The sequence below is a fragment of the Rathayibacter sp. AY1H2 genome (assembly GCF_002931985.1).
Classification (GTDB): domain Bacteria; phylum Actinomycetota; class Actinomycetes; order Actinomycetales; family Microbacteriaceae; genus Rathayibacter.
Window position 1 is genome coordinate 97897 of record NZ_PSUV01000010.1, and the last position, 19863, is coordinate 117759.

A 19863-nucleotide genomic window follows, 5' to 3' on the forward strand; every position below is an offset into this window, starting at 1 on the left:
GGGCGCCGGGCCCCACTCCGAGCGCAGACGCGCAGGCGCGCCCCGGAACGGCCGGGACGCGCCTGCGAGCGGACCGCGCTACTCCTTAATGAAGGCCAGCAGGTCGGGGTTGATGACGTCGGCGTGGACGGTCAGCATGCCGTGCGGGTAGCCCTCGTAGATCTTGAGCGTCGAGTTCTGCAGCAGCTCGTGCTGCTTGAGTGCGGCGTCCTTGTAGGGGACGACCTGGTCGTCGTCGCCCTGGGTGACGAGGACGGGGACGGTGATCGCCTTCAGGTCCTCGGTCTGGTCCGTCTCCGAGAAGGCCTTGATGCCCTCGTAGTGCGCGAGCGCGGATCCGGTCATGCCCTGGCGCCACCAGTTGTCGACCACGGGCTGCGAGAGCTCGACGCCCTCGCGGTTGAAGCCGTAGAAGGGCCCGGAGGCCACGGCCTGGTAGAACTCGGCGCGGTTCGCCGCGAGAGCGTCGCGGAAGCCGTCGAACACCGAGATCGGCGTGCCCTCGGGGTTCGCCTCGGTCTGCACCATCAGCGGCGGGACCGACGAGACGAGGACGGCCTTGGCCACGCGGCCCTGCGGCTCGCCGTACTTCGCGACGTAGCGCGCGACCTGGCCGCCTCCGGTGGAGTGGCCGATGTGGATCGCGTTCCGCAGGTCGAGGTGCTCGACGACCGCGTTCACGTCGCTGGCGTAGTGGTCCATGTCGTGTCCGGTGCCGACCTGGGTCGAGCGTCCGTGCCCGCGGCGGTCGGTCGCGATGACGCGGTAGCCGTGCGCGTGGAAGAACAGCATCTGCGCGTCCCAGTCGTCGGACGACAGCGGCCAGCCGTGGTGGAAGACGATGGGCTGCGCGTCGGTGCTGCCCCAGTCCTTGTAGTAGATCTCGACGTCGTCGTCCGTGGTCACAAACGGCATCTTCGAACCTCCGTGCTCGTGTCGATCCCGAGCCCGGCCCGGGTCGTGTCCAAGGTGGTGCCTCCCCGGATGAGGGTGGGGAGCGGCTCCACGATAGGGGCGTGGGAGCGCTCCCTGAAGAGCGCGGGGAGATGTTCCGACGATCGTCCAGACCTGGTCGCCCGGGCGGTGCCGGGGCCGCCGGCCGCGCTCGCCGAGTGGGGTCGGATGACTCGTGACCGGCACCGCGGACGCTGACAGGATCGCGGCGGACGCGCCCTCCCGCGGCGCGCGGATCGGAGGTCGCGATGCCCACGACGACGCCCACGACGACGGCCCTGCCGACGCGCAGGACGACGACGCCCCAGCGGGCGGTGCTCCGGTGACCGTCGAGGACCGCGTCCCGATCGAGCCGCAGGCGGTCGTCGCTCCGCTCAGCCGGTCCGCCGTCTTCCTCTCGCTCGACATCGTCGGCGGGCAGGACGCCGCGGACCGCGTGCGGGACGTCGTCGCCGACGTGGGCGGGATCCTCCGCGCGGTCGGCTTCCGCGACCTGGGCCTGCGCCTCTCCTGCCTGGTCGGGATCGGGAGCGACGCGTGGGACCGCTTCGGTGGGGAGGGGCGCCCCGCGCAGCTGCACCCGTTCAGGGAGGTGGTGGGCGCGGCGCACACGGCCGTCTCGACGCAGACCGACCTCCTGTTCCACATCCGGGCGGAGCGCGACGACGCCTGCTTCGAGTTCGAGCGCCTCCTGCTCGACGCGCTCGGCGAGGACGTCGTCGTCCGCGGCGAGGTGGTCGGCTTCCGCTACTTCGACAACCGCGACCTGCTGGGCTTCGTCGACGGCACCGAGAACCCGACTGGGGAGGCGCTGCCCCGCGTCGCGCTGATCGGCGCGGAGGACGCGGCGTTCGCGGGCGGCAGCTACCTGGTCGTGCAGAAGTACCTGCACGACCTGACGGCCTGGCACGCGCTCACCACCGAGCAGCAGGAGCGGGTCATCGGCCGGAGCAAGGCCGACAACGTCGAGCGCGAGGACGATCCGGCGCAGCTCTCGCACAAGGGGCTCGCGACCGTGGTCGACGCCGGCGGGACCGAGCACGACATCCTCCGCGACAACATGCCCTTCGGCCGGCCCGGCAGGGGCGAGTTCGGCACGTACTTCCTCGGCCTGGCCGCCGACCTGTCGGTGATCGAGACGATGCTGACGCGGATGTTCGTCGGCGTGCCCGCGGGCCGGCACGACCGCCTCCTCGACTTCTCGACCGCGACGACCGGCGGGGTCTACTTCGTGCCCTCGCGGGACGTGCTCGAGGGCCTGGGCGGCTGAGCCAGGCCGGTCGTCGGGGCGCGGATCGAGTCGGATGACCGTGGTGCCGCCCGGGCCGGAGCGGTGGGATCGGAGCAGCGCAGGCGCGCAGGACGATCAGCAGGGAGAACGCCGTGGAACCCGACGACAGCACCGCTCCGCACCACGAGACCCCCGGTTTCGGAGACCCGGACCTCCCCCAGGAGGGGATCGTGAACACCGAGGGCGATCCCTCGGCGAACACGATGACCGGCCCGCAGAACCGCGTCCTGGAGGGACTGTTCCCGAACCAGATCGCCGCGCCCGCGACGGACATCAGCACGCAGCCGTTCTTCTGGTCCTCCTTCAACATCTCGCCGCGGCGGGTGCAGCGGGGAGGCTGGGCGCGCGAGCTCACGCAGGCCGACTTCGCGATCTCGAACGAGATCGCCGGCGTGAACATGTACCTCGAGGCCGGCGGGATCCGCGAGCTGCACTGGCACCAGAGCGCCGAGTGGGCGCTGATGACCAAGGGGAACTGCCGCATCACCACGCTCAGCCGCACCGGCCGGCCCAGCGTCGACGACGTGCAGGAGGGGGACCTCTGGTACTTCCCGCCCGGCCTGCCGCACTCCCTGCAGGGCCTCGGCCCGGACGGGGCGGAGTTCGTGCTCGCGTTCGACGACGGCGAGCAGTCCGAGAGCAACACGCTCCTGCTCACCGACTGGTTCGCGCACACGCCGCCGGACGTGCTGGCGAAGAACTTCGGCGTCGCGCAGGAGGTCTTCCGCGACATCCCGCTGCACGACCTCTGGATCTTCCCGGGCGACGTGCCCGGCGACCTCCAGGCCGACCGGGCCGCGGCCGGGGTGCAGGACGGCGACGAGGCGGTGATCTTCCGGCTCTCCCGCTCCGAGCCCGCGTACCAGAACAGCGGCGGCCGGATCCAGATCGCCGACAGCACGAACTTCCCGGCCTCGCGCACGGTCTCGGCCGCGCTGACGACCGTCGAGCCCGGCTCGATGCGCGAGCTGCACTGGCACCCCAACGCCGACGAGTGGCAGTACTACCTCCGCGGATCCGCTCGGATGACCGTCTTCAACACCGGCCCGCACGCCAACACGACCGACTTCCACGCCGGAGACGTGGGCGTCGTGCGCCGCAACTTCGGCCACTACGTGGAGAACACCGGCGACGACACGCTCGTCTACATCGAGACGTTCAAGAGCTCCCGCTACGAGGAGGTGTCGCTCGCCCAGTGGCTGAGCCACCTGCCGCCGTCGCTGGTCGCGCAGCACCTGAACATCCCGGAGGAGGTGCTGGCGACCTTCCCGCTCGGGACGCAGGGGATCACTCCGCTGCGCTGAGGGAGGGACGCGCGGAGGGGACGGGGACATGGCGGAGGATCACGAGGCGGCGCTCCTGCCGTGGGCGGGGAGGGCGGCGGTGCTGCTGGACCGGCACCTGCGCGTGCTGAGCGCGACTCCGCTCGCGCGGGCGCTCTCGCCCGCCTTCGCCCCGGGAGTGAGCATCGCCCGCTTCACCTTCCTGGACTCGTCCGAGGTCGAGGACCTGCCCTGCTGGGGCTCCGCCGCCGACCAGGTCGCGGCGATGCTCCGCGACTCGCTCGAGCGGCACCGGGGGGACCGGGAGTTCCTGACGGTCGTCGGGGAGCTCTCGGCGAGGAGCCCCCGGTTCGCGGACTCGTGGGCGGCCGGGGCGGAGGCCGACGCACGCGGGTCGGTCGTGTTCCTCGACACCGCGGTCGGCTCCGTTCCGATGGACTACCGGCTGGTCCGGGACGGCGCTCGCCTCCTGCTCCTGTTCGAGGCGGGTGACGCGGCGGGTCGCGAGGATCTCGCCCGGCTCACCGCCGCTGATCAGGCGCCGGCCGGGGCGGCCAGCGCGGTGCCCGCCTCCGGAGCGGGCCGCAGCGAGGCGAGGACGTCGACGGCCGCGGCCGCCGGAGTCCCCGCTGCCGCGAGGTAGGTCACGACGTACCGGCCCGGAGCGCCGGCGAGCTCCAGGGTCTGCATCTCGAGGTCGAGCCAGCCGAACGGCTCGACGTGGACGCGGATCCACCGGTGGGTGAAGGGGCGGACCTGGTACTCGGCCCAGATCGACCGGAACAGCGGATTCTCGACCGAGCACTCGCCGACGATCTCGTGCAGCCGCGGATCGTCGGGGACGCTGTAGAACCGCAGCGCGGCGATCAGCTCGCGGAAGACCTGGCCCCACGCCTGCAGCTGGTCCGGCGGGTCGCCGTCCGCCACGGCGCGCGCATAGCCGCGGGAGGTGGAGAGCAGCATGTTGGCGCCGGGCACGCCCTTGTCGGGGGCGAGACGGCTCATCAGGTCGTTCGCGCCGAGGACGTCGAGGTTGCGGTCGAACGCGTACGCCGGGGTCCTCGGCCAGTGCGCGAGCAGCGACTCCACGCCCTGGCCCGGCGGAGGAGAGTCGGGACCGTGCGGGCCGGGGCGCAGCCGGGCCAGCCGGAAGAGGTAGGCGCGCTCGAACTCGTCGAAGGCGAGCGCCTCGGCGAGGGCGTTCAGCACCTGGTCGGACGGGGCGACCGCGTGCCCCTGCTCGACGCGGAGGTAGTAGTCGCGGCTGATCCGGGCGCGGTCGGCGACCTCCTCGCGGCGCAGGCCCGACACCCGCCGCCGGGTGCCCGCGGTCGGCACGCCGACCTGCTCCGGCCGCAGCGCCGCGCGGCGAGCGCGGAGGAACTCCGCGAGGGGGCTGCGAGAGCTCATCGTGCGACTCCATCGGATCACCCGCCGGGTCGAGCGGCGGTCGTGCGGGGGTGGGGCCGTACCGGTCGTCCGGTGGGACACAGAGTACCGTCGGGCGCTCGCGGGGCCCACTGCCCTGCTGTGCCTCCTGCCCGGCGCCGACCGGGGGCCGGGCGCTCGGGACGGTTCGACAGAGGGAGCGCTCCGGAGGGTTCCGACAGAGGGAGGAGAGCGCGTCCGCGCCCGGCGGTCAGCATGGGGTCCTCGGAACCCGTCCCTCAGGAGTCGCGATGACGATCAGTGCACTCTCCTCGCCGCCCGCGCACCCGAGCGCACCCGAGGACGTGGTGGTCCGGATGCTGAGCTCGGCGTCGCCCGCGCGGGAGCGGCTCCTGGTGGTCGAGGGCGGGATCGGCTCGGGCCGGACGCACATGCTGCGCTCCGCCGCGGCCACCGCTCGCGCCGCCGGCTGCGAGGTCGTGGAGGTGCGGCCGGACCGGGGCGACGCCGTGATCGGCGCGTCCTCGCTCGCACTGTTCGCCACGCTGATCGGCCGTCTGCAGCGGGTGCGCGACTCCTCCGCCTCGCCCTGCGACCCCGGCTTCCTGATCGTCGTCGACGACTGGGAGCGGTTCGACGTCGCCGCCCGCGAGACCCTCCAGGCCCTGGTGACCCGGCTGGTCGACGAGGTCGGCGCCGCCTGCCTCCTCGCCACCGGCGACCGCCGCGTCCTCGCCGGCTGGGAGGGCCTCCGGCACCGTCGCACGGAGCCCCTCGACGCGGAGGCGGCCCGCGGCTTCCTGCGCGCCCACGGCGGCCGCCGGCCGCTCGCCGTCGAGGCGCGCCTGCTGCGGGTCGCGGAGGGGAATCCGCTGCTCCTCGACGTCCTCGGGCGGGCCTGGGCCGGCGAGGACGCTCCCTCGCCCTTCCCGGTCTACCCGCGGCTCGAGCAGGCCGAGACCAGGGTGCTCGACCTGCTGGCTCCGCTGGCGGAGGAGTGCCGGGAGGCGCTCCTGGTCGCCGCGGTGGCGGGCGCCGAGTTCCCGGAGAGCATCGGGTCGGCCCCCGGAGACGGGGACCGCGCCCTGGTGCAGGCGGGGATCCTGACGACGGGCGGCCGTGCGTTCCGCGACCCGGTGGTCCGCGCGGTGGTGCTCTCGACGGCGTCGCCCCGAGCGCTGCGGGCGGCACGGAGGCGGCTCGCCGAGCGCCCGGAGTCGGCCCCGCACCTCCGCCTGCTGCTCGCGGCGGACGACGCGGCCGGGCCGGAGGAGCGGGCGCGGCTGCTGAGGGACGCGGCGGAGGAGCGACTCCGCGCGGGTCGGCCGCAGGAGGCGCTGCTCCTCCTCGCCGAGGCGCGGTCGAGTGCGCGCGGTGGTGCTCTGCGGGAGGAGCTCGAGACGCGCGCGGCTGCCGTCGCGGCCTTCACCGGCGACGCGGCGGCCCTCGAGCGGGTGGTCGAGCGCTCGCGGGAGGACGGCGGGGTTCCCGGGGCCGGCGTCGAGGCGGCGCGGCTGGCCGATGCGCTGCTCCGCACGGGGGACGTGGGCGGGGTCCGCCGCGCGGCCCTCCGGGGGCTCGGCGCTCGGGTGGGGCGAGGGGACTCGGGAGTCGGTGGTGCCTCGCTCGCCGGCGGCGCCTCGTCTGTCGGTGGTGCCTCTCCTGTCGGTGGTGCCTCTCCAGTCGGCGGTGTCGCTCCCGCCGAGACCGACGCCTCCCGCGACGACGCCAGCAGCTTCTCCGCCGACCGCGCCGCCCCTCACGACGACGCCGCCGACCTGCAGGCGACCGTCCTCCACCTCGCCTGCACGCTCCGCGGCGATCCCGCGTGGTGGCAGGAGGCGCTCGCCGTCGGCGAGGAGCACCCCCTCGATCCCGTCCTGCGCCTCGTGGAGGCCTGCGTGCGGCCGGTCCCGGACGAGGAGTGGGAGCGCCGCCTGCTGCTCGCCGAGGACTCCGCGGTCACGGGCGACCCGTGGAAGACGGTCGCGCTGCATCTCGCCTGGTCGCTGCTCGAGGTCTCGGACGAGCGCCGCGACCGCCTCGCCGGGCTCCTCGACGGCGGGGAGGAGGCGGACGGCCTACGCGGCGCCCTCGCCTTCCTCCGCCGCGGCACCACCGCACTCGACGGCGGTCGCCTCGACGACGCCTCGGCCGACCTCGACCGCGCCGCCGCCCGCGCCGACGACCTGCCCGCCGTGCGCGCGCTGATCGACGCGACTCGAGCCCGGGTCCACGCCGTGCAGGGCGACCGCGCACGCACCCTCGAGTGCGCCGAGCGCGCGACGGCCTGGGCGCTGCGGCACGGAGCGGCGTCGGTCGCGCGCGCCGCCGATCACGCCCTGTGCTCGCTCGACCTCGGCGGCGGCCGTTTCGAGGAGGCGCACGCCCGCTCCTCCTCCCGCGCCGGCGGCGATCCGCTGGAGCTCCTCGACGCAGCCGAAGCCGCCTCGCGCCTCCGCCTGCCCGAGCACTGCGCCGAGCTGGCGGCGGCCGCGGCGGACCTCGCCGCGCGGCCCCTCGCTCCCCGCGGGCGGATGCTCGCCCTCGCGGCGACCGCGGTCCTCGATCAGACCGGCGGCGCGGGCGCCCTCTTCGAGCGCTCCCTCGACCCGGCCTCCGAGGAGTGGCCGTTCGAACGGGCACGCGTCCAGCTCTGCCACGGCGAGTGGCTGCGCCGCCGGATGCGTCCGCTGGAGGCCCGCACCCGGTTCCGCCAGGCCGCCGCGGGGTTCGCCGCGGTGGGAGCCGAGCTCTGGCTCGCCCGCGCCCAGCACGAGCTGCGGGCGGCGGGCGGAGCGGGGGAGGCGCCGGTCGCCGCCGACCTCAGCGAGCAGGAGCGGCGCGTGGTCTCCCTGGCCGCTGCCGGCCTGTCGAACAAGCAGATCGCCCAGCAGCTCTTCGTCTCGCCCCGCACCGTCAGCGGGCACCTGTACCGGATCTTCCCCAAGCTCGGGGTGACCTCGCGGGCCGGGCTCCGCGACGCGCTTCTCAGCCTCGAGGACGCCCGGAGCGCGTGACGGAGCCGCAGGATCGAGTCATCCGACCTGGTGCCTGCCGCCGCGGGAGGCGCATGCTGAGCGCATGACGTCGCAGCAGATGATCGACCCCTCCGTCCCGCCGAGCGGCCCCGGCTGCGTCGAGTGCGAGCAGTCCGGCTCGTGGTGGCTGCACCTGCGCCGCTGCGCGCTCTGCGGGCACATCGGCTGCTGCGACGACTCGCTGAACCGCCACGCGACGGCCCACTACCGCTCGACGGGCCACGCGATCATCCGCAGCTTCGAGCCCGGCGAGGACTGGTTCTGGGACTACCGGACCGACGACTACGCCGACGGCCCCGCGCTGGCCGACCCGCAGAGCCACCCGGCGAGCCAGACCACCCCGGGGCCGAAGGACCGCGTGCCGCGCGACTGGCAGTACCTCCTCGCCGAGCGCGCCGAGCGCGGCTGAGCCGCGCGCCTCTCGACAGCGCAGGACTTTCGCGAGAGTCCAGGAGTTGTCGCACTCGGCATCGACTGCGACAACTCCTGGACAGTCGCCGGCCGCCGGCTCCCTGCGCACGTCCGCAGGCGGCGTGCAGCCAGAAGTCGCCGTGCTCGCGACCGACCACGGCGACTTCTGGATGGTCGCGGCGGCCCGCCGACGAGCGATCGCCACGAGAGTCCAGGAGTTGTCGCACTGGGCGTCGACTGCGACAACTCTCGAGCAGTCGCGGCCGTCGGAGCCGCCGACGCCCAACGCTCGTCCACAGGCGGCGAGTAGCCAGGAGTCGCCGTACTCGCGACCGACTACGGCGACTTCTGGATGTTCGCGGCGGCCCGCCGGGGAGAGAGCGCCACGAGAGTCCAGGAGTCGTCGCACTGGGCGTCGAGTGCGACAACTCTCGAGCAGTCGCGGGAGCAGGTCGGAGCCAGCTGACCAGCCGGCGGCCGAGGCCGCGTCTGAACGGCGCCCGTCATCTCCGGACCCCGCCGGCCGGACCCCGCCCCGTCACCCCCTCTCGACCCCGTCCAGCGCTTCCGCCTCGGCGATCCGCAGCCGCATCTGCCGGTAGCGGTGGAACTGGTACACCCCGTGCAGTACCGCGAGGACGACGGCGGCCGCCATCCCGCACGCGATCGCGGGGACCTCGTCCGCGCCGCTCTGCGTCAGCGCGAGCGCGACTCCGGCGCCCGCCACGATCGAGTTGACCACCGCGATCGCCGAGGACATCGTGAAGAAGAGGCCCCGCCAGCTCTGCCGCCGGCCGATCTCGAGCAGCTCGTTCGGCGCGTGGCGGCCGCGCGGCACCGCGAAGTAGGCGCCCGCGCCCGGCAGCAGGGTCCCGTAGTAGCGGCGGATGCGCTGGATGGCCGTCAGCGCGGCGATGTCCTCCATCGAGGTCTGCACCAGCCGCTCGTAGGTGAACACCCCCAGCAGCACGACGACCGGGATGATCACCGCGAGGAACCCCATCGCGTACCGGTTCGGGGCGAGGAAGCCGAAGGCCACGAGCGAGCTGGAGAGCATCGTCAGATAGAGCGAGGCGCGGCTGCTCGACTCCGTCACGGTGATGCCGCGCGCCGACTCCAGCACGAAGTGCTCGGTCAGCAGGGCGTTGAGGAACGCGGCCGGCCGGTCGGGGAGCGACGCGGCGGAGACGGCGGCCTCGGGCAGCGCGGGCGTGCGGGGAGGGTCCTCCTCGTCGAGGCGGTCGCCCGGCTCCGGATTCACGGCCGCACCTCTCGCGGAAATCGCACCTCTCGCGGGGCCGCCCCGCGGCGTCCGCTCTTCGAGTCATCCGACTCGCGCACCGGCTCCACCCGCGCGCCTACCGTCGGACGCGACGCCGAGCACCGCCACCGGGGCGCGTGCGCAGACACCGAAGGGCCGTTCATGACCGACACCCGCCACCTCCACTCGAACCAGCGAGACACCCTCGAGCGGCTGCTCGAGGACTCGCCGAGCCACAACGTCCTCTGGGCGGACGTGCTGACGCTGCTCGAGGCCGTCGGCACCGTCCACGAGAAGCACGACGGCGCCTTCTCGGTGACGGTCGGCTCGACGACCGAGACCCTCCACCGGCCGTACCACAAGGACGTGGACGAGCAGCAGCTCGTCGACCTGCGCCGCCTGCTCCGCGGAGCGGGGTACGGCGCATGAGCGCGGGGACGCCCGCCGACCTCACCGGGTCGGCGGCCGAGCGCCTCCGCCGGCTGGACGCGCTCGACGCGGGTGCGCTGACCGAGGAGTGGCTGCTGCGCCAGCTGCGCCTCGCGCTCGGGGATCTCGCCGCGCTCGAGCCGGCCGCCGAGGCCGAGCAGGAGCGGCGCGAGGACTTCTGATGCGGCGGGCGGCCGTCCGGGGTGCACGCGGCCGGCACCCGGACGGCCGTCGGCCCGCACCCCGCAGCGCCGCCCCGCTCCGCCGCTCATCGCCCGGCCGCCGCGCTGCGGGCGCGCAGCAGCACGCCGGCCGTCGCGGTCGCCGCCAGCACGAGCGCCGCGAACACCGTCAGCACCGTCGTCGCGGCGACGAGGTTGAGCGCCGCTCCCGCCGCCAGTGCGGGCATCGCGAGCCCCGTGTACGCGACCAGGAACACCACCGCCAGGGTCTCGCCCCGGCGGGCGGGATCCGCGAGGGCGACCGCCGTGCCGATCGAGCCCTTGAAGAGCAGCCCCACCCCGAAGCCCGAGACGACGGCCCCGGCGAGGAACACTCCCAGCTGCGGAGCGATCGCTCCGGCCGCGACCGCCGCCAGCCCGACCGCGCAGCCCGCCACCGCGATCGAGAGCTGCAGGCGCATCCCCACCTTCACGAGCAGCAGCTGGCCGAGGGCCGCGGAGGCGAACACGGCGAAGGACGTCGCGCCGGCCAGCAGGTGGTCGCGCACCTGGAAGGTCTGCACCAGGAACGTCGGTGCGAGCGAGGTGAAGAGGCCGAGGACGGAGAAGGCCGAGAACGCTCCGAACGCCGCGAGCAGGAACGCCCGGCGCGCGTCCGCCGGCACCGAGAGCCGTTGCGGCCGGTAGGCGGGCGCCGTCTCCGGCACGTCGACCGTCTCCGGCACGAGGAGCAGCGCCAGGCCCGCCACGAGCAGCGCGACCAGGAACACCTGGTGCGGCAGGAGGAGCGGATCGGGCAGGAACTCGGCGAAGACCCCTCCGAGCAGCGGGCCCAGCGAGAGTCCGCCGAGGTTCACCGCGCCCGAGATCGACGCGGCGACGATCGTGTTCTCGTCGGGCCGGGCGCGGGCGCGCAGCTCGCCGAGGTGGGCGGTCGCCGTGGCGGTGAGCATCCCGATGCTGACGCCGTTGACGAAGCGGGCGACGATCAGCCCCGGCACCTCCGTCGTCAGCGAGAAGAGCACGGCCGAGATCGCCGAGACGAGCACCGCGATCAGCAGCACCCGGCGGCGGCCGAGCCAGTCGCTGACGTGACCGGCGAGGTACAGGCTCACGATCACTCCGACCGCGTAGGCGGCGAAGACGACGGTGATCACGAACGGCGGGAAGCCGTCGAGCTGCTGGTAGAGCGGGTAGAGGGGTGTCGGCACCGTCGAGTACGCCATCACGAGCAGGAAGGTCGCGGCGACGATCCAGAAGCCGACGCCGTGGCGCACCGTCGGCAGTCGGCGGCTCACGAGGTCTCCTGCAGGTGGCGGTGGGCGAAGGTGACGGCCATCGCGCCCTCGCCGACGGCGGAGGCGACGCGCTTGACCGAGCTGCGGCGCACGTCCCCCGCGGCGAAGGAGCCGGGGACGCTGGTCTCGAGGTAGAACGGCGCCCGCTCGAGCGGCCAGTCGCGAGCCGCGTGCTCACCGGCGAGGTCCGGTCCCGTCACGAGGTAGCCGCCGGAGTCGCGGACGATCGCGGTCTCCGCCGCCCACGTGGTGTCCGGCTCGCCGCCGATGCAGACGAAGAGGTGGGAGGTGGCCAGCGCCCCGTGCACACCGGTCGCCGAGTTCTCGACCTCGATCGACTCGAGGGCGTCGGCGCCGTGCAGGCGGGTGACGCGCGAGTCGAGCAGGATCGTCACGTTCGGCTGCCGGACGACGCGCTCCGCGAGGTAGGAGGAGAGGCTGTCGGCCAGATCCGGGCCGCGGACCAGCATGGTCACGTGCCGCGCGTGCGCCGAGAGGTTCATCACGGCCTGCCCGGCCGAGTTGCCGCCTCCGACGACCACGACGTCCTCGCCCTCGCAGAGCGGCGCCTCGCTCGTGCCGGCACCGTAGTAGAGGCCGACGCCGAGCAGCTCGTCCTCGCGCTCGAGGCCGAGCCGGCGCCACTGGATGCCCGTGGCGCAGATGTTGGTGCGGGCGACGACGGTCGTCCCGTCGGCGAGCAGCGCGTGGATCCGGTCGTCGGCGAAGCGCCCGCGGATCCCCTCGCGCATCCGCAGCAGCTCGGCGCCGAACGAGACGGCCTGCTGCCGCGCGCGCTCGGCCAGATCGGCTCCCGCTATCCCGTGCGGGAAGCCGAGGTAGTTCTCGATCAGGCTGCTCGAGCCGGCCTGCCCGCCGATGGCCGAGCGCTCGAGGACCACGACCTTCAGCCCCTCCGAGGCGGCGTACACGGCGGCCGAGAGCCCGGCCGGACCGGCTCCGTAGATGGAGAGGTCGTACTCCGCGAGCCGCGGCGAGCCGACCCAGCCGAGCCGGGCCGCGACCTCGGCGAGCGTCGGATCGGAGGCGCGGCTGCCGTCCGGGAACACCACGAGGGGGAGCGACGCGGTGGCGAGCGGGTGCCCGGCGACGGCGAGGCACTGCTCGTCCGTGTCGATCGGCGTCCACGAGAACGAGACGACGCTGCGCGAGAGGAGGTCGCGGATCTCCCACGCGTCGCGGCTCTCGCGCCGCCCGTAGAGGCGGACCTGCGGGAGGTCCCCGGCCACGGTCACGAGGCCCGCCGCCGCTCGAGCCCGTCGCGGAACTTCATCAGCTTGAGGCAGAGGTGCAGCGTGCTGCGGGCGAGGCCGTCGTCGAGCGCCTCCCGGACCGCCTCGGGCAGGTTGTCGAGGCGGTAGTAGAGCGTGGTGCGGTGGATGTGGAGGAGCCCGCACGCCTCCCGCACACTGCCGCGCACGTCGAGGTAGGCCTCGACCGTCCGCCGCTGCACCTCGTCGCCCCGCTCGAGCAGCGTCGCCGCGGCCGGCGAGAGCATGGCGAGCTGCGAGCTGTCCGCCCCGATCGAGGCGAGGAGCACCCACGCCCCGAGCTCGGCGATGTCGGCCCGGCCACGGCCGTCGGGCAGGGAGCCGACGATGGTCGCCGCGAGGGCGGCCCGCTCGGCGGTCGGGAGGAGGTCGTCGTCGCGGACGTCGAAGCGGGCCGAGCCGATCGCGTCGACGGCCGTGCCGCGGCCACGCGCCTCCGCCCGCAGGACGTCGTCCGCCTCCGCGGCGGCCTCGGGCGCCTCCACGCTCACGAAGAACAGCACGCCCTCCTGGTCGCCGAGGAACGTCAGCCCGGAGGCGGCGCTCGCGTCGATCCGCCGCGCCAGCGCCGTCCGCTGGAGGGAGCCGGTAGGGCCGGTCAGCCGCACCGCGCGGACCACGGTCTGGGCGTCACGGCGCAGCCAGCGGCGCTCGACCGCCTCGGCGAAGGAGGCGCGCCGGGTACCGCCGTCGGCCGCCAGGAGCGCCGCGAGGACGTCCGCGCGCCGGGAGCTGCCGCCCGCCCGCGTCGAGGGGCCGAGGAGGCGGCGGATCGCTCCGACGGCCGCGTCGATGAGCGAGTACTCGGCCGGAGTGAGCGGCGCGGGCCGCTCCCGGGGGAGGAGGAGGGTCGCGAGCCGGCCCCGCGGATCCTGGACGGGGAACACGCCGTCGTGAGGCGCCTCCTCGCGCGCGCGCGTCGCGGCCAGCACCCGGCTCGAGGCGTCCTCGATCGTCACCGGGCGGTCGAGAGCCTGGGCGAGCTCGTCGGCGAGGTCCTGCAGAGTCATCGGCGGGGATCCGTGTGGGGGGCCATGCCGTGATCCTCGCGGAGGGAGCCCTCCCGAAGCGTGGCCCTTCCAGGCCCACCTTGCGCGTCGAGCCGCTGCCGGCCGCGATGAGACGCTCAGCCTCCGCTGCCGGAGCGGTCCCCGGGGAACCCGTCCGCGAGGAGGCGGTCGAGGACGTCCGGCCAGTCGAGCAGGACGCCGATGTGGCCTCGACCGGGCCGGATCGTGAGCTCCGCAGCCGGGTGGAGGCGGCGGATCCGCTCCGCGTGGGCGACCGGGACCACCCTGTCGGCCGCGCCGTGGTGGAGGAGGACCGGCGCGGTGAGGCGCGAGAGGTCGACGCCCCAGGGCATGACGAGAGCGAGGTCGTCGTCGACGCTCCCGCCCTGTTCGAGCTCCGAGGCGCGGCCGGCCTCTGCGCCGAGCGCCGTCAGCGGGCCGTCGAGGGCCGAGTAGTCGTCACCGGTGAACTGCTCCGGATCGAAGCGGGCCGTCTCCTCCCACTCCTCGCGCGCAGCCCGGCCGTCGCGCGCGCTGCGGAGAGCGCCCGGATCCTGCATGCCCTCGAACCACGCTCCGTCGTCGCTGAAGGGCGCCGGGCTGCCGAACGTCGCGACGCCCAGGACGCGATCACCTCCGAGAGCCCCGACGGCCAGCGCGTGCGGGCCGCCGCCGGAGTAGCCCGTCACCACGAAGCGCTCCATCCCGAGCAGGTCGGCGACGCGGAGCACATCGGCGGCCGCATCCGCGATGCTCCGTCCGGGAGCGCGCATCGAGCCGCCGAAGCCGGGACGGGCGACGGAGACGAGCCGGATGCCGCGCGCCGCAGCGGCGTCGACGTGGGGAGCGAGGAGTGCGCCGGTGTGCGGTGTCCCTCCGCACCAGACGACTGCAGCGCTGGGGGCTCGAGTGCCGAGGAAGTCGTGGGCGACGAGCGTGCGCGAGTCGACGCGGAACTCGTGCCGGGACGTAGCGGCGTGTCCGGTCATGGAGGAACGGTAGCCGCCTGTCGAGGGCAGTGCGCCTCGCCCGGCCCGACCGGGATGCGACGTCTCGTCGTAGGGTCGACGGGAGGGTCGGTGGACCCTCGGACGGGAGGGGTCCGCATGTCGATCGACGAGGTGTCCCACGGGATCGAGGCTGCCGCCGCGCTGGCGCACGTGCGCTCCGGCTTCTCCGGCCCGACACCGTACGGGATCGCGCAGCGCTTCGCCGAGGGGGAGCTGACGCGGGAGCAGGCCGTCGACGAGCTCGGCCGCTGGCGCTACCGGTCCGGGTCGCCGAGCGACGGCTTCGACTGGACGACCCTCGACCCCGGGGAGTTCGAGGAGGTCCGCCGGGCCCTGTCCGATGGTCTGCTCGACGCCGCGATGTACGACGAGATCCTCGACCGGTACGGCGGGCAGGACTCCCGCGGCGAGAGCGCGGCGTCCGCGGAGGAGAGCGCATGAGCGCCGGCCCCCTGGACCTCGCCTTCACCGCTCCGATCGGCGTCACCGTGAAGGGCGACCTCTGGTCGTGCGTCGAGGTGCCCGGCTCCGTCGAGCTGCTCGGCACAGGGAGGTCCGTGAAGGTGGTCGCCACCGTCGACGGCGAGCCGGTGACCGCGGGCCTGCTGCCGACCGGCGCCGGCGGTCACATGCTGTCGATCAGCGCGAAGCTGCGGAAGACGATCGGCAAGGACCTCGGCGACGTCGTCACCGTCCACCTGACCGAGCGCCTGAGCTGAGCACTGGCGGTCGGCCAGGGCCCGCGTGCGGATGGTCGACTCGACGGATGCGGAATCGAGTCCTGTTCGTCGTCGGGGTCACAGCGATGTTCGTCGCGCTGGTGCTGAGGCTGGTGTGGCCGGCCGGTGAATTCGCCTCCGGCTTCTCGCTCGCCCTGCAGCTGAGCGGCATCCTGCTCCTCCTGGTCTACGGGGTGAAGCACTTCACGGGGCGGCCGCGCCGGAGCTGAGCGGCTCATCCCAATCGGGGGTGTAGGAGTTGGGGTCTGAAGCCGCCGGTCTCGAGCAGGCTTCGGGCGATGTAGTTGGTCAGGTTGCGGAACCCGAGTGCGGAGCCGCGCAGGTGTTCGAGCCGTCCGTTGAGCGCCTCGGTCGGCCCGTTGCTGGTGCCGGGTCGTTCGAAGTAGGCGAGCACGTCAGCGGCTCGCTTCTTCAGGGTCCGGCCCAGGGTGGTGAGCTCGGTGAGCACCTTGGGGACGCCGGCGCTGAGGTCGGTGAGCAGCTTCTCCATGAGCTCGCGGCCACGTTGCCGGTCCTCGTGGCGATAGGCGGCGATCATGCGCTGATGGACACCCCAGGTCGCCTCGACCTCGACGTGAGCGTCATCAACGAACAGCGCGCGTAGCCTGTCGCTCTGCTTGTCGGTGAGCAGGTCCGCGCCGGTGTGCAGACCGAGGCCGTCGAGTCGAGCGAAGGCGGTCAGATCAGGGCGGCCGAAGCCGGCCGGCGGGGTAGCGTCGGTCACGTCGAGGTCTTTCGGACGGATGGCCGAGGAACCTCCGTCGTCGGAAGACCTCGACGTCTATCTGCGGACCGACGCTCCCGGCCGACCTACACCGTCATCTGAGAAGACCCCTGAAACGTCTTCGCCGACGACGGGGCCGGCGAGGAGGAGGGCGCGGTGAGCTAGAAGAATGGAGCTTGCTCGGCTTCGACGCCGCCGCAAGCTCCGGTGAAACGGTCGGTACTGGTCGGTCGTGGTCGGTCACCACCGGATGGCGGCGTCCTCCACGCTCGGCGTTTGCGCAGGTCAGCGGCTCGTTCGCCCAGTGGGCGCATCAAGCGCTAGACGCAAAGCCGACGTGATGAGGTCGTCCGTTCGATTCCGACAGGCGGCTCCGGCGAACCGTTCTGGTGGTCGCGCGATGCGCTGGCCTCACGGCTCTGCCCGACACCGACGTCGCTCTCCTCTGCGACGGACCCCTCGCCGGCTGAGCGCTCGCGGCCGGCATCCTGTCCGTGTGCCGATAGGCCTCGCACCGCTCGGCAACGCAGCGTGGCGTTGCGTCGCGACCTGGCGACGGCTCGGCGGGGCGCGATCGTCTCGTGCGTTGGCGGACTACGGGAGCTTGGACGCGAGGACGTCGGCCGCCAGGATCTCGGGTGCTGCGCCGAGGAGGTGCTGGTTGGCCATCAGGGCTGCGACGATGGCGCCGTTGGCGTGGGCGTTGCGAGCGGCTTCGTCGGGGAATGCATCGAAGATCCAGAAGGTGTCGGCGTGGGTCCTGACCGCGAACCAGACGATCGTTCCTACTTCTTCGTTGGCGAGTGCGACAGCGCCGGCGAGCAGATCGGCGACCGCGTCGTGCTGTCCATCGGCCGCGACGATCTTGGCGACGAAGGCATACGGAAGTGATGCGGGTGTGGACATGAGGGACTCTCCTTGACGTCGGGGTTCTTCGTGGGACGAGTTCAGCGTATGACGAGCGAGGGCCGATGGGGAGTGGCGTATACGGCAGTATTGCTATTGTTTACGTCATGCGTATCGGACTGATCGCGATCGACGGCTGCTTCGGTTCGGCTATCGCGTCGATCATCGACATCGTGCGGGTGGCCGACGGAGCCCGCGGCGATGTCGACCCGCGGATCGACCCGATCGAACTCGCCATCCTCGGACCGAAACGGCGAGTGACCACGACGGCATCGATGACCCTGTCGGTGGACCACCCGCTGTCGGAGTCCGGAGAGTTCGACGTGGTCGTCGTCCCTGCGCTTGGAACCCTTACGGCCGCCGCTACCAACGACGTCCTCCAGAGCCGAGATGCTCGTTCGGTCATCGCCTCGCTCGGGCGCCTCGACGAGGCGACCACCCGGATCGCCGCGGCGTGCACCGGCGTGTTCGCTGTCGCCGAGACCGGACGGATGCATCATCGGAGGGCGACGACCAGCTGGTTCCTGGGGCCGGAGTTCCTGAAGCGCTATCCGACCGTCGCCCTCGATCTCGACACCATGGTCGTGGTCGACGGGAACCTCGTAACCGCCGGCGCCGCGTTCGCCCACATCGACCTCGCGCTCTCACTCGTGCGATCGATCAGCCCCGACCTGGCCCAACATGTCGCCAAGCTCCTCATCATCGACGAGCGTCCGTCTCAGGCGGCCTTCGTCGCCTACGAACATCTCCGGCACGAGGACCCGATCGTCGTCGAGTTCGAACGCTTCGTGCGCGCCCGCCTGGACGAACCGTTCAACGTCGCCTTCGTCGCGCAGTCGCTCGGCACCAGCCGGCGCACCCTCGAACGACGAGTCCGTGCGGCGCTCAACCTCACTCCGCTCGGCTTCGTCCAACGGCTTCGCATCGAACGAGCTCGGCACCTCTCAGCAACCACGGACTTCACCTCCGCCGAGATCGCGCTACGGGTCGGCTACGCGAATGCCGAGACTCTGCGCTCCCTCCTGCGCAGGGAGCGACGCCGTTCCTGACCTATCGCCATGCCTGTAGCCGGTGTCCTAGCGCTCGACTGGAACCACCTCTCAGCACGTCGCGTCGACGCTCCTGCGTCGCCCTTGGACGACCCACTCGACACGCCCGCAGCACAGGTCATGTGACGTGTCCCGGCTTCCCGGACGGTCGGGGTTGGGTGGCTGTGATGTCGCTGCGTTCTCGTCGAGGGGGTCAGCAGACTCGATCAGGGTCGACTGGGATGAGACGCGAAGGCGGTCAGGTCAGGGCGGCCGAAGCCGGCCGGCGGGGTAGCGTCGGTCACGTCGAGGTCTTTCGGACGGATGGCGTAGGAACCTCCGTCGTCGGGAGACCTCGACGTCTATCTGCGGACCGACGCTCCCGGCCGACCTACACCCTCATCTGGGAAGAGCCAGCTGAGCTCCGGAATCGGAGGAAGACCCGTGAGCGGAGCGGAGGAGCCGGCCTGGGCGGATCCGGAGCCGGAGGTCCACCGGGCGCTCGCGCGGTGGGCGGCGGAGTGCGCGGAGCGCGCCCTCCCCGCGTTCGAGGAGCGGGACCCGGACAATGCCCGGCCCCGGCGCGCGCTCGACGTCCTCCTCGCCTGGGGGCGGGGCGAGGCTCCGATGACCGAGTGCCGCGCGGCGGCCTTCACGGCGCACGCCGCAGCCCGCGCCGCGACGCAGGCGGGCGAGCGGGCCGCCACCGCTGCCGCGCGGGCGGCCGGGCAGGCCGCAGCCGTCGCGCACATGGTCGATCACTGCTCGCACGCCGCCGTGGAGAGCAGCGCGCAGCCTCGGGCCTTCACGCGAAGGAGCGCGCAACGGATCGTCGCTCTCACTGAATCCGCCCGCCGCGCGGATGCTCTCCCAGCGATCTTCTCGCGTCGGTGAACGTCCGCGACTGCTGTGTCGTGTCCTCGGTGGGACCACCTCGGCCCCCGCACTACAGGAGGCATCATGCTCAAGCGAATCGCGACCACTATGACGACTGCGGCGTTCGCCGCCGTCCTTCTCGCCGGATGCTCGACGGCCGCCGGCTCGGCCGCCTCGTCGGAAGCGCCGGCCGACAGCCCCTCCGCCACCGCGATGGCCTCCGCCACCGCGACCGCCTCCGCTGGGACGGCGGCTCTCACGACGGCGTCCTCGCCGCTGGGCGAGATCATCACGGACGAGGCCGGCTACACCGTCTACACGTTCGCCAAGGACACGCAGAACTCGGGCAGCAGCAGCTGCTACGACGAGTGCGCCACGACCTGGCCGGCCGTGTCGGCGTCCAGCACGACCGCCGCGGACGGGATCACCGGAGAGGTCGGCTCGATCACGCGCACCGACGGGACGACCCAGCTGACCGTCGACGGATGGCCGGTCTACCGGTTCGCGAAGGACACCGCGCCGGGCCAGGTCAACGGGCAGGGTGTGAAGGACGCCTGGTACGTCCTCCTCCCTGACGGCACGATGAACAAGGAAGCCGCGGCCATGAGCACCGCCACCCCGGCGTCCTGATGCGACGGCGACCCGTCCCCGCGCAGCGAAGCGCATCGTCGGGCCGGGTCGCCGGTTCTCGACAGGCATGGACGGAAGGGATGACCGGCAGTGATCGCAGCAACCGTG

General features: G+C 73.1%; 21 protein-coding genes and 1 pseudogene. 13 read left to right on the forward strand and 9 right to left on the reverse strand.

All coding sequences use genetic code 11. From position 1 onward, the window contains the following. Positions 1–78: 78 nt before the first annotated feature. Positions 79–915 (reverse strand): alpha/beta fold hydrolase, encoded by an 837-nt coding sequence (locus tag C5C29_RS09170; protein WP_104308304.1) that lies wholly within the window; start codon positions 913–915, stop codon positions 79–81. 214 nt (positions 916–1129) lie between these two features. Here C5C29_RS09170 and C5C29_RS09175 point away from each other — a divergent pair, with 214 nt between their 5' ends. The 3 genes from C5C29_RS09175 to C5C29_RS09185 all read left to right on the forward strand — a co-directional run bounded on the left by C5C29_RS09175 (position 1130) and on the right by C5C29_RS09185 (position 4171). Then, complete coding sequence (locus C5C29_RS09175) at positions 1130–2224, forward strand: Dyp-type peroxidase (protein ID WP_308470865.1); 1095 nt, start codon at positions 1130–1132, stop codon at positions 2222–2224. A 113-nt stretch (positions 2225–2337) separates the two neighbouring features. Beyond that, the gene (locus tag C5C29_RS09180; RefSeq protein ID WP_258062876.1) at positions 2338–3549 is read left to right on the forward strand and encodes a cupin domain-containing protein; all 1212 of its coding nucleotides are present in this window, start codon (positions 2338–2340) and stop codon (positions 3547–3549) included. A gap of 28 nt (positions 3550–3577) precedes the next feature. Further along, the gene (locus tag C5C29_RS09185; RefSeq protein ID WP_104308305.1) at positions 3578–4171 is read left to right on the forward strand and encodes a hypothetical protein; all 594 of its coding nucleotides are present in this window, start codon (positions 3578–3580) and stop codon (positions 4169–4171) included. On the opposite strand, the gene C5C29_RS09190 is transcribed toward C5C29_RS09185, so the two are convergent. Then, a complete protein-coding gene (locus C5C29_RS09190; protein ID WP_104308306.1) occupies positions 4063–4938 on the reverse strand; it encodes a helix-turn-helix transcriptional regulator in 876 nt (291 codons plus the stop codon). The two genes, C5C29_RS09185 and C5C29_RS09190, sit on opposite strands and share 109 nt — an antisense overlap. Before the next feature lie 269 nt (positions 4939–5207). On the opposite strand from C5C29_RS09190, the gene C5C29_RS09195 reads away from it, so the two are divergent. Further along, positions 5208–7937 (forward strand): LuxR C-terminal-related transcriptional regulator, encoded by a 2730-nt coding sequence (locus tag C5C29_RS09195; RefSeq protein WP_104308307.1) that lies wholly within the window; start codon positions 5208–5210, stop codon positions 7935–7937. Positions 7938–8001: 64 nt separating this feature from the next. Then, on the forward strand, positions 8002–8367 hold the full coding sequence (locus C5C29_RS09200; protein WP_104308308.1) for a UBP-type zinc finger domain-containing protein: 366 nt from the start codon (positions 8002–8004) through the stop codon (positions 8365–8367). A gap of 540 nt (positions 8368–8907) precedes the next feature. Here the strand turns inward: C5C29_RS09200 and C5C29_RS09205 are convergent. Then, positions 8908–9630, reverse strand: a complete 723-nt coding sequence (locus C5C29_RS09205) for a hypothetical protein (RefSeq protein WP_104308309.1) — start codon at positions 9628–9630, stop codon at positions 8908–8910. A 162-nt stretch (positions 9631–9792) separates the two neighbouring features. Here C5C29_RS09205 and C5C29_RS09210 point away from each other — a divergent pair, with 162 nt between their 5' ends. Both C5C29_RS09210 and C5C29_RS09215 read left to right on the forward strand, forming a co-directional pair. Further along, entirely contained in the window at positions 9793–10059 is a 267-nt protein-coding gene (locus C5C29_RS09210) for a hypothetical protein (protein ID WP_104308310.1), read from the forward strand. Further along, complete coding sequence (locus tag C5C29_RS09215) at positions 10056–10241, forward strand: hypothetical protein (protein WP_104224778.1); 186 nt, start codon at positions 10056–10058, stop codon at positions 10239–10241. The genes C5C29_RS09210 and C5C29_RS09215 overlap by 4 nt, the downstream gene beginning before the upstream one ends. 86 nt (positions 10242–10327) lie before the next feature. Here C5C29_RS09215 and C5C29_RS09220 read toward each other — a convergent pair whose 3' ends face one another. From C5C29_RS09220 to C5C29_RS09235, 4 genes are all read right to left on the reverse strand, one after another. Further along, entirely contained in the window at positions 10328–11539 is a 1212-nt protein-coding gene (locus C5C29_RS09220; protein ID WP_258069481.1) for an MFS transporter, read from the reverse strand. Continuing rightward, positions 11536–12795: an NAD(P)/FAD-dependent oxidoreductase gene (locus C5C29_RS09225; protein ID WP_219813015.1), complete on the reverse strand. Its 1260-nt coding sequence runs from the start codon at positions 12793–12795 to the stop codon at positions 11536–11538. Before C5C29_RS09225 ends, C5C29_RS09220 begins: the two co-directional genes overlap by 4 nt. Continuing rightward, entirely contained in the window at positions 12792–13841 is a 1050-nt protein-coding gene (locus C5C29_RS09230; protein WP_104274082.1) for a helix-turn-helix domain-containing protein, read from the reverse strand. Before C5C29_RS09230 ends, C5C29_RS09225 begins: the two co-directional genes overlap by 4 nt. Positions 13842–13957: 116 nt before the next feature. Continuing rightward, positions 13958–14830 carry an alpha/beta fold hydrolase gene (locus C5C29_RS09235; RefSeq protein WP_104308311.1) on the reverse strand — a complete coding sequence of 291 codons (873 nt, stop codon included), beginning with the start codon at positions 14828–14830 and terminating at the stop codon, positions 13958–13960. 117 nt (positions 14831–14947) lie between these two features. On the opposite strand from C5C29_RS09235, the gene C5C29_RS09240 reads away from it, so the two are divergent. From C5C29_RS09240 to C5C29_RS09250, 3 genes are read left to right on the forward strand one after another with little or no spacing between them, the layout of a single operon-like run. Beyond that, positions 14948–15292: a hypothetical protein gene (locus C5C29_RS09240; protein ID WP_104308312.1), complete on the forward strand. Its 345-nt coding sequence runs from the start codon at positions 14948–14950 to the stop codon at positions 15290–15292. After that, positions 15289–15570: a DUF1905 domain-containing protein gene (locus C5C29_RS09245; protein ID WP_104292322.1), complete on the forward strand. Its 282-nt coding sequence runs from the start codon at positions 15289–15291 to the stop codon at positions 15568–15570. Before C5C29_RS09240 ends, C5C29_RS09245 begins: the two co-directional genes overlap by 4 nt. A gap of 47 nt (positions 15571–15617) precedes the next feature. Next, positions 15618–15800 (forward strand): hypothetical protein, encoded by a 183-nt coding sequence (locus C5C29_RS09250; protein WP_104224784.1) that lies wholly within the window; start codon positions 15618–15620, stop codon positions 15798–15800. 5 nt (positions 15801–15805) lie between these two features. On the opposite strand, the pseudogene C5C29_RS09255 reads toward C5C29_RS09250, so the two are convergent. After that, positions 15806–16240, reverse strand: a pseudogene (locus C5C29_RS09255) (transposase); the annotation flags it as partial. 669 nt (positions 16241–16909) lie between these two features. Further along, positions 16910–17221 carry a putative quinol monooxygenase gene (locus C5C29_RS09265; protein WP_104292323.1) on the reverse strand — a complete coding sequence of 104 codons (312 nt, stop codon included), beginning with the start codon at positions 17219–17221 and terminating at the stop codon, positions 16910–16912. A 107-nt stretch (positions 17222–17328) separates the two neighbouring features. On the opposite strand from C5C29_RS09265, the gene C5C29_RS09270 reads away from it, so the two are divergent. The 3 genes from C5C29_RS09270 to C5C29_RS09280 all read left to right on the forward strand — a co-directional run bounded on the left by C5C29_RS09270 (position 17329) and on the right by C5C29_RS09280 (position 19755). Continuing rightward, positions 17329–18270, forward strand: coding sequence for a GlxA family transcriptional regulator (locus tag C5C29_RS09270; RefSeq protein WP_053548963.1), 942 nt, complete (start codon positions 17329–17331; stop codon positions 18268–18270). A 423-nt stretch (positions 18271–18693) separates the two neighbouring features. Next, the gene (locus C5C29_RS09275; RefSeq protein ID WP_146083479.1) at positions 18694–19143 is read left to right on the forward strand and encodes a putative immunity protein; all 450 of its coding nucleotides are present in this window, start codon (positions 18694–18696) and stop codon (positions 19141–19143) included. A 66-nt stretch (positions 19144–19209) separates the two neighbouring features. Then, the gene (locus C5C29_RS09280; protein ID WP_146076490.1) at positions 19210–19755 is read left to right on the forward strand and encodes a hypothetical protein; all 546 of its coding nucleotides are present in this window, start codon (positions 19210–19212) and stop codon (positions 19753–19755) included. Positions 19756–19863 lie beyond the last annotated feature (108 nt).